The following is an 11559-nucleotide window of genomic DNA, read 5'->3' as shown; positions in this document are numbered from 1 at the left end:
CATCCGTAGTTAGGGACGGCCAGCGCCACGCTCGCGACGTAGATTGAGGCAGCGCCCGGGCCGCTGTTCACTACCGAATGCGGAGGCAAGGCGCAGGGGAGACACACCGATGGTCACTCGCCCACGCACACCTTCACCTTCACCCGCGCCTGCCCCGGATTCCGTATCGTCTGCCGCCTCGCGTGCGGCCGCTCGCAACCCCTTGCTGGCCCGGCCCTTCCTGCCCAGCCTCGACCTCATCGGCTCCGACGCTGCGCGTCTCAGAGAACTGAGCGACGACGACAAGCGCCGGGTGCTGACCACCAAGATCGCCGACGTCACGCACTTTCGCGTCGGCCTGGCCACGCTGCACCAGCACGCCAGCGTGGCGCTCGACATGGCGGCCGAGGTGCGCACCCTGCCCAGGCAGGTGCGCGGGTTGGTGCTCCAACCCGACCGCGGCCCGGCCGAGCGCGTGAGCGTGCAGCCGGCCCTGCCGGGCGGCGGCGCCGTCATCGGCCGCGGCGTCGTCACCGATGCGCTCGGCCTCTTCACCCTGCCCTTGCCGAACGTGAGCGACGCACAGCGCCGCAGGCTGCTCGCCGGCGGGCTGGACCTGCTCGTCACGGGAACGGCCGGGCCGCCGCAGCGCATCACCGTGCCGGTGCCGCCGACAGGCGCGCAGGCCATCGGCGAGATCGTGCTTGAAGACGCGCTCGAACCGATGCCCGCCAGCATCGTGGGCGCGCTGATCGATCTGGTCGATGACCTGCCGGCCGGAACCAACAGCCCAGGCAGCGGCGCCGGCGCGCACGAGCCAGTCAAAGTTCAGGTCGGGCAGGACGCCTGCAGCATCACCTTCGAGGAAGACGCCGTCGTGCGCCGCTTCCCCTACAAGGTGCTGGTGCGCCTGGTCGAGCCGCGCACGACGACGGTGACGCGCGTGTTCTTCCCGAGCGGGCCCTTCTTCGAGAACGCGGGCCGCGCCGCGCGCTTCATGGTGCCGGCCTGGGACGCGAACCTCATCTCCGCCCTGCAGCTCACCGACACGCGTTTCGTCGAACGCGTGCCGGTCGACAAGCCGATCAGCGTCGATGGCTTTCGCGACCAGATCATCGGCGTGCGGAACAACACCATCGGCACCGAGCGCGCGGTACCCATGGCCGGCACGCTCGGCCTGGGCTACGTGCTCAATCTCGCGCAGGTCTGGAAATACGACGGCCTGACCCTCGGCAACCTGCTCTATTCGCTGCCGCTGGCACCCGGCGAGCAGCAGCGCATCGTGGTGTCCGAACGCGTCGCCACGGCCAGCGTGAGCGAACTCGAACGCGTCGATATCGCCGAGCAGCAGCACTCGGCGCTGCGCGAGAACGCCTCGGCCCAGGCCACGTTCGACTCGGCGTTCGAGGAGCATGTGAGTGCGAATTCCAGCTACCGCAACGAGGCGCGCTCATCGAGCTGGGGCGTGGCCGGCGGCATCGGCGCGGTCCTCGGCCCGGTGGCGATCGGCATCGGCGCGGGCGGTGGTGGTGGCAAGTCGAGCAACAACGGCAGCACGCAGAGCTCGCTCGACGGCGCACGCACCTACACCAGCTCGACCGCCGAGGACATGCACCGCTCGGTCGAACGCCAGGCCTCGGGGCGCCGCTCTTCGCAGCGCACCGCGATCCGGCTGGCGACCGAAACCGACCGTGAAAGCATCACCACCAAGGTCATCACCAACCACAACAAGGCGCACGCGCTGACGATCCAGTACTGGGAGGTGCTGCGCAAGTTCCAGGGCACCACCGCGGTCGAAGGCGTGAGCCTCGTGTGTTTCGTGCCGCTGGATCTGGTGCGCTTCCTGCCGCCCGGCCAGCAGCTCGAACTCACCGAGACCGTGCGTGTCGATACGCGAGAAGAGCTGCTCGTGCGCTACGCCCTGCTGCACCGGCATGCCGACGCCGTCCAGCCCAATCTGCCCGGGCGGCTGCGCGAAGGGCTGCGCCTGCTTGAAGACTTCGCCGCGAACATCCGCGTTCAGGTCGATGTGGTCGGCCCGGCTGCCGATGTGCTGGCTTTCTCGCTGACCGGCCGCTACATCCCCTACGAGCGGCTGTGGGTGCAGGTGCTCGTGCGCGGCGGCCGGCGCATTGGCCCGGTGCGGCTGGATTCGCCGCTCACGGCCATCGCGCCGGGGAGCTTCGGCACGCGCGCGGAGTTCTTCGGTGAACTCAAGCGCCTGCGCCGCGAAGGCGGCGAGGTGGCGATGACCGGCTCCATCGTCATCCCGGAATCGATCGACAAGAGCGAAGTCATCGGCTTCGACATCCGCCGCGCCTTCGACGTGGTGGACTACCAGCTCGACCCGACCAAGAACTCCCTGTTCGACCTGATCAAGAACTCGACCGCCGGTTTTCCCGGCCTGGCGTTCAACCTCGGCACGCTCGAAGCCTCGGTGCGTATCGAGACGAGCGAGCTGGAACGCGAGCTCGGCGGGCCCAACGTGCGTGCTTTCAAGGCGACGATCAACAACGCGGCCGACTCCATCGCTGCCGACGACCTCGGCAGCGCCGTCGAACTGCCATCGGGCGGTCTGCCGGTAGCGGCGCTCGAGCGCAATCCGGTGCTGGGTTTCCGCGACATGATGAAGATCGAGCGCACGCTGCAGCACGTGGTGCGCAACACGCTCACCTACTCGAAGGCCGTGTGGTCCTCGCTCACCGCCGAGGAACGCGTGGTCATGCTGGAGGGCTACACCATCGGCCTCCCCGAGGAAGGCCTGGACCCGGACGGCTTCACCGACGCCAGCCAGCACGTGCCGCTGCTCAACTGCGTAGCCAACCAGGTGCTGGGCTACTACGGCAACTGCATGATCATGCCGTTCTCGATCCCCGCCTCGCTGGCCGTCAGGCTGGCCGGCGACGTCGATGCCGAAGGCGCCGAAGACCGCGCACCGCTGACCAACAGCGCCGTGCAGGAGGCGCTGACGCGCTTTCACACCGAGGCCTTCTCGCCCCCTGTCTCGCACTTCACCCTGCCCACGCGCGGCGTGCTCGGCGAGGCGGTGCTCGGCCACTGCCCCTCAGCCGAGAAGATCGACCTCACGCGCTTCTGGAACTGGCAGGACTCGCCCGGCGACGAGGCCACCGCGATCAACAACGTCGCGCTGCGCGCCAACAGCCTCGCGCAGCTCACCGCGCCGGCGACGCTCTCCAACGTGCCGAGCATCATCAACAACGTCGCGGGCGAAGGCGGTGGCGGGCTCACGCTCGGCGCGCTGGCCTCAACCCTCGCGGGCAAGGCGCCGACGCAGCAGGACTTCTCGACCGACTTCCTCGGCCAAGCGGTGCTCACCGCGCTGGGCGGCAAGACCATCGACAGCGCCGAGGCCGCCCGCAAGGACGCGCTCGGCTCGGCCACGCAGCTCGCCGGCAAGGCGCTCGATGCGGGGGTCGATGTCTTCAAGACGAAATTCGGCGCCGACAAGGCCGCCGCCGACAAGAAGGATGCGGAAAAGAAAGAGGCCGCAGAGAAAACCAAGGCCGCCGAAAAAGCCAAGGCCGACAAGCAAACCGCCGCCCTCAAGGACCTCAAGGACAACGCCGCCGCTTATCTCGGCGCGGCCAACAACAAGCCTGATTTCGACCAGGCCAAGGCGTTCGCCGACGGCATCATCGCTGGCCTGAGCGGGCTGACCGGCGACGAGAAGCTCCCGGCGAGCCAGGCCGCCAAGCTGTTCGACGCCTACGACAAGAAGAAGGCGGACGATCCCACCGACCGCACGCTGGGCAGCAAGGCCTGGCTGGCAGCGCTCGGCCTGGTCTGACAAACGGAAGCCGCCCCGTGGCCGACAAGGATCCGCGGCCCAGGCGCCCGGCTCTCGGCCGGACCGACTAGCAACAAGGAGCAGCCGCCATGGCCGACACCGACACCACCTCCACCGCGCTCGACAACGCCTTCGCCGGCGTGGTCGATGCACTCGTCGAACTGATGCGCTCGGGCGTGCGGCCCGACGTTCTGGAAGCGCAGCGCCTGCTGCTACAGCGCCTGGCCCAGCAGGGCGACGTGTTTCCCTCGCGCGTGCCGGCGCCGCTCAACATCACGGAGGTCGGCGGCTACCTCAACCTGCTGGAGAGCGCGGGCCAGCTCGACATGCGCGCCAGCGCGGTCGCCAGCGCGCTCGGTGTGGCAGGGCCGGCGCCGGGCAGCGCGGCGTTGGGCGGCGTCGTGCCGGTAGGCTTCGTCGAGGTGGCGAACGATCGACCGGCCGGTGCGGCGCAGGCGTCGATTCCGCCGCTGTTGAGCGTTCGTGCCGACTTCCATGCACCGCTTCAGGCCGCGCTCGCCATCCTTCACGCCTCGGGCTGCACGCTCCCCCTACGCGCGCCGCGGGCGACGCTGCCTGCCAGCCAGCCGGGGGCCACGGCGAGTTCACTGGATTTCGAGCTGGTGCTGGCCGCACTGGGCCGCAGCCTTGAGGTCTTTCCCGGCACGCTGCTGGTCGATCCAAGCACCGATGCGCTGGCCATCGCACGGCCCGAAACTCCGGCCACCGAGCCCCTGCGGCTGGTGGCGCGCGAACTGGACGGCGGCACCCTGGTCGCGGAAGCGACTTGGGTCGCCGTGCGCGCCTCGGCCACGAGCGTCGCCAACGATGCGCCGGCGACGGCGCGCTATCTAGAGGTGGCGCCGGTGCTGCAGGCGGCAGGATGGCCGCACCCGCAGCCGCTCGTCGCGCCGACCGCATTGGTCAGCCGCGGCACGCTGGTTCGCTTCGTCAACATCACCGGGCTGGTAGCGGGTGAAACCACGCTGGGCAACGAACTGGCCCTGCTCTATCCGCCAGCAGCCATCGCCCGCTCCGCGTTCTCGGCGTTGACCGCGTGGGTCTGGGACGGCAGCAGCTTCGCCGCACCGGCCTGAGCCGCGAAGGCGCACGCGAGCCGGTGCCCGGCGAGCCACGAGCTCCGAGCCCGGACCGGCAGCGCTTGCTTTCTCGGCTCGATCAGCACGCCGTATCACACGGTGTTCCTGTCGAAGGCTCGGACGCCTTCGCCCTCCTGCTGCGCTCAGGTTGCCGAAGCCAATCAATGAAGCCGTCGATCGGGTACTCGGCTTCACCAGCGACCTGGGGCGGGGCAGCCTTCCGGACATCCAGCATTCGAGTTGGGTCACGACCATGACGGACGCCTGTGTCGAATTTCTGGACATGCTGATCAGCAACTCGGCTCGCAAGTCACCGTGAATCGCGAATCCGCGGCTCGCCTCGCCGCTCGATCACTTCGACGATCGCTCCGGCCATGCGCTGTGCCGCACCCCGATGCGCAGCGGCGAACGTCAGCGCTCGCTGTGCCATGCCGGCTTGCGCAACCGAATCGTCGGCAAGCGCCGCAGCGCGTGCGACACCTTCTGCCAAGGTGGCCACCCGCTCACTGGCACCCGCTGCGAGCGACAGTTCGGCCGCCTCGGCGAAGTTGAACGTGTGCGGGCCCATCACCACCGGACAGCCGCAGGCCGCTGCCTCGATGAGGTTCTGGCCGCCCAGCTTCTCGAAGCTGCCGCCGAGCAGGGCCACGCTGGCGCAGGCGTAGTAGGCCGGCAGTTCGCCCATCGAGTCACCGAGCCAGACAGCGGCCGACTGCGCCTGCGCGTCAGGCGCGCCGTGCGGCCAGGTGCTGCGGCGCGAGAGCGGCAGGCCGCTGCGCTCGACCAACGCGGCCACTTCGTCGAAGCGCTGCGGGTGGCGCGGCACCAGCAACAGGCGCGGGCGCGGCGCGGGCAAGGCGGCCCAGGCGTCGAGCAGCGGCGCCTCCTCGCCTTCGCGGGTGCTGGCGGCCAGCACCAGGGGCAGCCGGCTGGCGCGGGCCCACGTGGCGCCGCGCACGAGCAGCAGCGCATCGGGCGCGGCATCGAACTTCACGTTGCCCATCGCCTCGACCCGCGACGCCCCGGCCACGACCAGCCGGTCGGCGTCGGCCTGGGTCTGCGCCAGTACGCGTGAAAGCGCGGCGAAGGCTGGGCGCAGCAGCACGTCCCAGCGCCGGCCTTTGGCGAGGCTGCGTTCGCTCAGGCGGGCATTGGCCAGAAGCACCGGCACGGCAGCAGCCTGCGCGCCTTGCAGCAGATTGGGCCAGACCTCGGTTTCCATCAGCACGCCCACGGCCGGCTGCCAATGCCGGTAGAAGCGCCTCACTGCACTCGGGGTGTCGTAGGGCAACCACGTCTGCCGGTCGCCGGGGCGCAGCAACTCACGGCCAGCTTCGCGGCCCGTGGCCGTGCCATGAGTGAGCAACACGCGCACGCCGGGCCGAGCCTCGCGCAGGGCGTCGATCAGCGCGGCGGTGGCACGCGTCTCGCCGAGCGAGACAGCATGAATCCACACCGAACCCGGCTTGCCCTCGTTGTCTGCGTAACGGCCGAAGCGCTCGGCCACCGCTTCGCGATACAGAGGCTCGGCGCGCCCGCGCCACCACAGGCGTAGCCGGTAGAGCGGGGACAGCGCGACGAGCAGTGCGCTGTAGAGGGCGCGGGCTTGCGTCTCTTTCATGCGGGGCAGCCGTCGGCTTCGAGCGGCCTTGGTGCCGATCGTCGTATGGGCCGGCCCTCACCCCAACCCTTTCCCGGAGGGAGAGGAAGAAGAGCGGCGGTGCGCAATGCCAACCAGCGCTGAGCGGTCGATGCGGTGCCTCCCAGACCCGTGCACCCGGCGGACCGCCGCCGCGACCCGCGTCTCGTCACAACGACAGCGGCTCGCCCCGTGGATGGCACCTTCAGTGCGCCGCCGCCACGACTTGCGCGTCGGGCTTGACCGCCTTCACCTCGGCCATGAACTGCGCCTGGATTCGCTCCAGCGCCTTTTGCGTCTTGCCCTCGAAGCGCAGCACCAGCACCGGTGTGGTGTTCGATGCACGCACCAGGCCGAAGCCGTCGGCGTACTCGGCGCGCAGGCCGTCGATGGTGATCACTTCGCGCGCATCCGGAAACTTCGCCACCTTGCGCAGCTTCGCGACCACCGCGTGGTGCTCGCCTTCAGCACAGGGCATGTTCAACTCCGGCGTGCTGAAGCTGGTGGGCAGCGCATTGAGTAGCGCGCTCGGGTCCTTGTGCCGCGAGACGATCTCGAGCAGCCGCGCCGCGGTGTAGGTGGCGTCGTCGAAGCCGTACCAGCGCTCGCCGAAGAAGATGTGCCCGCTCATCTCGCCGGCCAGCGGCGCGCCCATTTCCTTGAGCTTGGCCTTGATCAGCGAATGGCCGGTCATCCACATCGTCGGCACGCCGCCCGCGGCCTTGATCGCCTCGCCCAGGCGCTGGCTGCACTTCACGTCGAAGATCACCGGCGCGCCGGGATGGCGCTGCAGGATGTCCTTCGCATAGAGCATGAGCTGGCGGTCGGGAAAGATGTTCTGGCCGTCGGCGGTGACGACGCCCAGGCGGTCGCCATCGCCATCGAACGCCAGGCCCAGTTCGGCGCCGGTCCGCTTGACCGTCTTGATGAGATCGACCAGGTTTTCCGGCTTGCTGGGATCGGGATGGTGGTTGGGGAAGTCGCCATCGACCTCGGAATACAGCTCGACCACCTCGCAGCCCAGCGCGCGCAGGATGCCCGGCGCCGACGCGCCGGGAATGCCGTTGCCGCAATCGACCACCACCTTCATCGGCCTGGCCAACTTGCAGTCGGAGACGATGCGGTGCAGGTACTCGGCGCCGATATCCATCTTCGCGCCGCGGCCCTTGCCCCTGGCGTAATCCTCGGCCTCGATGCGGCGCTTCAGACCCTGGATGTCCTCGCCGTAGATGGCGCGGCCGGCCAGCACCATCTTGAAGCCGTTGTAGTCCTTCGGGTTGTGGCTGCCCGTCACCTGGATGCCGCTGCGGCAGCCGTGCTCGCCGCGCGTGGCCGCCACGTAATAGAGCATGGGCGTGGTGACTGCGCCGAGATCGACCACGTCGATGCCGGTCGATCGCAGCCCGCGCACCAGCGCTGCCACCAGGCCGGGGCCCGACATGCGCCCGTCGCGGCCCACCGCCACGGCGCGCTCGCCGAGCTTGCGCGCCTCGCTGCCGAAGGCCCGGCCGAGGTGTTCGGCGAAAGTCTCGTCGATCGTCTTTCCGACGATGCCGCGGATGTCGTAGGCCTTGAAGATCGAATCGGCAACCTGCATGCGCGCTTCCCCTTGCTTTGGAGCCGTGGATTGTAGGGAGGGCGTTCGGAGCGCCGAGACGAAATCGGTGCGCCAACCCACAGGTTCGCGGCGATGCACGCACGCCTGCCGCCAGCGATGCGAGCCGCGCAGCCGCTCGAGCGACGCGCCCGGCTCGGCGTTCCAGGTGCGACGCCGGCTCGTGGCGCGGCGCTTCGAAGCACAGGTCCGAAAACGGCCAGTCAAAACAAGCCGGCTGCCTATCATCACTTTATGCCCGCCCTGCCTTTCTCGCTGCCGGAGATCGATGCCGACGCCGCCTACCGCGCCTGGCAGACCCACGATGCCCGCTTCGACGGGCGTCTCTTCGCCGGCGTCACCTCGACGGGCGTGTACTGCCGGCCAGTGTGCCGCGTGCGGCTGCCGCGGCGCGCCAACCTGCGGTTCTTTCGCAGCGCCGCGAGCGCGCAGCAGCATGGCTTCCGGCCCTGCCTGCGCTGCCGGCCGGAGCTGGCGCCGGGGCTGTCGCTGGTCGATTCCTCGCAGGTGCTGGCCCAGCACGCCGCCCGCATGCTCGATCACGCCGCGCGCAGCGGCGCGGCCCTGCGCCTGCCCGACATCGCCGCGCGCCTGGGCGTCACCGACCGCCATCTGCGCCGCATCTTCGCGCTCGCGCACGGCGTGACGCCGATCGACTACTGGACCACGCAGCGCCTCTTGCTCGCCAAGCAGTTGCTCACCGACACGCGCTTGCCGGTGACGGAGGTCGCGCTGCAATGCGGCTTCGCGAGCGTGCGGCGTTTCAACGCGGCGTTCGCGCAGCATTGCCGGCTGAGCCCGACGCGGCTGCGCCGTGCCGGCGGCACTACCCTCGTGCCACGGCGCGCCACCGTCACGCCGCTGCTGCGCCTGCCCGGCACGCTCGCATGCGACGCGCTCAAACTTCGCCTGGCCTACCGGCCACCCTGCGACACCGAGGCGCTGATGCACTTCTTCGCTCAGCGTGCCGTGAAAGGCATCGAGGCGGTCGAGCAACAGACCCTGCGCCGCACCCTGCGCCTCGTGCAGGGCGGCCGAGAGCACATCGGCTGGCTGGCGCTGCGCTCCCTGCCCGACATCGACGAGCTCGAAGTGATGATCGCCGCCGAGCTGGTGCCGGCCCTGGGCCGCGTGATCGAGGCCGTGCGGCAGGCCTTCGATCTCGACGCCGACCCGGCCCGCATCGACCCGGTCATGGCCTTGCTGTCCGCCGCGCCGAGGCCGGGGCTGCGTCTGGCGGGGAGCTTCGACGGCTTCGAGACGGCCGTGCGTGTCATCCTCGGCCAGCAGGTCACGGTCAAGGGCGCCCGCACGCTGATCCAGCGCCTGGTCGGTCGCTTCGGCACACCGCTCGCCACGCCCTTCGCCGACCTGAGCCACCTGTTCCCGAACGCCGCGCGGCTCGCCGCCGTCGACCCGGCCGACATCGGCACCTTGGGCATCGTGCGCCAGAGGGTCGGTGCCATCCAGGCGCTGGCGCGTGGTGTGGCGGCAGAGCAGATCGAACTGCACCGCGGCGCGCCGATCGAGGCCACGCTCGCCGCCCTGCGCGCCCTGCCCGGCGTGGGCGAATGGACGGCGCAGGTCATCGCCATGCGTGCGCTGGCCTGGCCCGATGCGTGGCCGGCCGGCGACATCGGCCTGGCCAACGCGCTGGGCTCGCGCGAGCCGAAGCGCCTCACCGAACTCGCCGAGGCCTGGCGGCCCTGGCGCGCCTACGCCGTGATGCGGCTGTGGCATCTGATGGAGACCGGCACATGATCAACACTTCGCACGTCGCCCAGGCCCGCACCGACTCCCCGCTCGGCGGCATCCTGCTGGCGGCCACCGAGCACGGCCTGGCGGGCTTGTGGTTCGACGGCCAGAAACACCATCCGGGGCCCTTGAGCGCGCCGACCGATGCGGCGCAACGCTGGATCGCCCAGTCCCTGAACGAACTCGACGCCTATTGGCACCGCGGCAGCGGCACCGGCGGCTTCAGTGTGCCGCTCGATGCGCAAGGCAGCGCCTTTCAGCGCGATGTCTGGCGAGCACTGGGCAAGATCGGCTGCGGCTGCACGCTCAGCTACGGCGCGCTGGCCGGGCAAGTCGGCCGCGCCTCTGCGGTGCGGGCGGTCGCCGCCGCCGTGGGCCGCAATCCGCTCTCGGTGATCGTGCCCTGCCACCGGGTGATTGGCGCCGGCGGCGCACTGACCGGCTACGCGGGCGGGCTGGACCGAAAGCGCGCGCTGCTGCGGCTCGAAGGCGTGACAGTTTGAAGCCGGTCGACGGGGCTCGGGTTGACGAACCGGCTGCGCCGTCGTCCCGCCGGCACGGTGCTTGCCAATGGAACGGTGAGGCTCTAGAGGGGCGGCAAGCCGGAGTCATGACGGCCCGGCCACCTTCATGGAGTCCATCTGACCTGTCATGGCTTCCCGCTTCCAACACCGACTGCTGATGACCCTCAAACAATGCTGGGCGCTGGTCAAGGCCGCCGCCGTATCCTGGCAGGAAGACTACGCGCCGAGCATGGGCGCGGCGCTGGCCTACTACACCATGTTCTCGATCGCGCCGCTGCTGCTGATCGCGATCTCGGTCGCTGGGCTGGTGTTCGGCACCGACGCGGCGCGTGGCGAAGTGTTCGAGCAACTCGAAGGCCTGATGGGCGCGACCGGCGCCAAGGCCGTCGAAGGCCTGCTGCAAAGCGTGAATCAGCCGACCACCGGCACGCTGGCCACGGTAATCGGATCCGGCGTGCTGGTGATCGGTGCCACAACCGTCTTCGGCGAACTGCAGACCTCGCTCGACCGCATCTGGCGCGCGCCGGCGCGGGCTGAAAGCAGCGGTCTGTGGAACCTGCTGCGCACGCGGCTGCTGTCCTTCGGCATGATCCTGTGCATCGGCTTCCTGCTCATGGTGTCGCTCGTGGCGAGCGCCGGGCTGGCGGCATTGGGCAAGTGGTGGACGCCGCTGTTCGCCGGCTGGGAGATCACGCTCAACGTGGTGAACTTCCTGATCAGCTTCAGCCTGATCACCGGGGTATTCGCGTTGATCTACAAGCTGATGCCGAGAGTGCGCGTCGAGTGGCGCGACGTGTGGGTCGGCGCAGCGGTGACGGCCATGCTTTTCACCATCGGCAAGCTGCTCATCGGCCTGTACATCGGCAAGAGCGGCGTGGCCTCGGCCTTCGGCGCGGCGGCCTCGATCGTGGTGGTGATGGTGTGGGTCTACTACTCCGCGCAGATCTTCCTGATGGGCGCCGAGTTCACCTGGGTCTATGCGCACACCTTCGGCTCGCTCAAGGGCCGTGCCCGGCCAGGCGCGGCGTCGGCGATACCCAAGCAGGGCGAGTCGCCCGATGCGGCACCGAGTCGCGAGATCACCGACGCGGTCAAGGCCTCATGACGATGCACTGACTGGCCATGCCGCGCGGCACGGC

At 69.7% G+C, this 11559-nt stretch carries 7 protein-coding genes; 5 read left to right on the top strand and 2 right to left on the bottom strand.

The annotated features are described in order from the left end of the window. Nucleotides 1-202: 202 nt before the first annotated feature. Complete coding sequence (locus H0W40_RS12060; RefSeq protein WP_292446458.1) at nt 203-3787, top strand: hypothetical protein; 3585 nt, start codon at nt 203-205, stop codon at nt 3785-3787. 89 nt (nt 3788-3876) lie between these two features. Further along, nucleotides 3877-4884, top strand: coding sequence for a hypothetical protein (locus H0W40_RS12055; RefSeq protein WP_292446456.1), 1008 nt, complete (start codon nt 3877-3879; stop codon nt 4882-4884). A gap of 313 nt (nt 4885-5197) precedes the next feature. Here the strand turns inward: H0W40_RS12055 and H0W40_RS12050 are convergent, their stop codons facing one another. Further along, the gene (locus H0W40_RS12050; RefSeq protein WP_292446454.1) at nt 5198-6508 is read right to left on the bottom strand and encodes a 3-deoxy-D-manno-octulosonic acid transferase; all 1311 of its coding nucleotides are present in this window, start codon (nt 6506-6508) and stop codon (nt 5198-5200) included. A 223-nt stretch (nt 6509-6731) separates the two neighbouring features. After that, nucleotides 6732-8123, bottom strand: a complete 1392-nt coding sequence (locus H0W40_RS12045; protein WP_292446452.1) for a phosphomannomutase/phosphoglucomutase — start codon at nt 8121-8123, stop codon at nt 6732-6734. A 252-nt stretch (nt 8124-8375) separates the two neighbouring features. Here H0W40_RS12045 and H0W40_RS12040 point away from each other — a divergent pair, with 252 nt between their 5' ends. The 3 genes from H0W40_RS12040 (at nt 8376) to H0W40_RS12030 (ending at nt 11525) form a co-directional block, all read left to right on the top strand. Then, the gene (locus H0W40_RS12040; protein ID WP_292446449.1) at nt 8376-9902 is read left to right on the top strand and encodes a DNA-3-methyladenine glycosylase 2 family protein; all 1527 of its coding nucleotides are present in this window, start codon (nt 8376-8378) and stop codon (nt 9900-9902) included. After that, nucleotides 9899-10399, top strand: a complete 501-nt coding sequence (locus H0W40_RS12035) for a methylated-DNA--[protein]-cysteine S-methyltransferase (protein WP_292446448.1) — start codon at nt 9899-9901, stop codon at nt 10397-10399. Before H0W40_RS12040 ends, H0W40_RS12035 begins: the two co-directional genes overlap by 4 nt. 178 nt (nt 10400-10577) lie before the next feature. Then, a complete protein-coding gene (locus tag H0W40_RS12030) occupies nt 10578-11525 on the top strand; it encodes a YihY/virulence factor BrkB family protein (protein ID WP_292446446.1) in 948 nt (315 codons plus the stop codon). The last annotated feature ends 34 nt before the right edge of the window (nt 11526-11559 follow it).

It is taken from the genome of Methylibium sp. (assembly GCF_013817345.1).
Classification (GTDB): Bacteria; Pseudomonadota; Gammaproteobacteria; order Burkholderiales; family Burkholderiaceae_C; genus Methylibium.
Note: the sequence above shows the minus strand (reverse complement) of the source record. Positions and strands in the feature narration are given on the sequence as shown.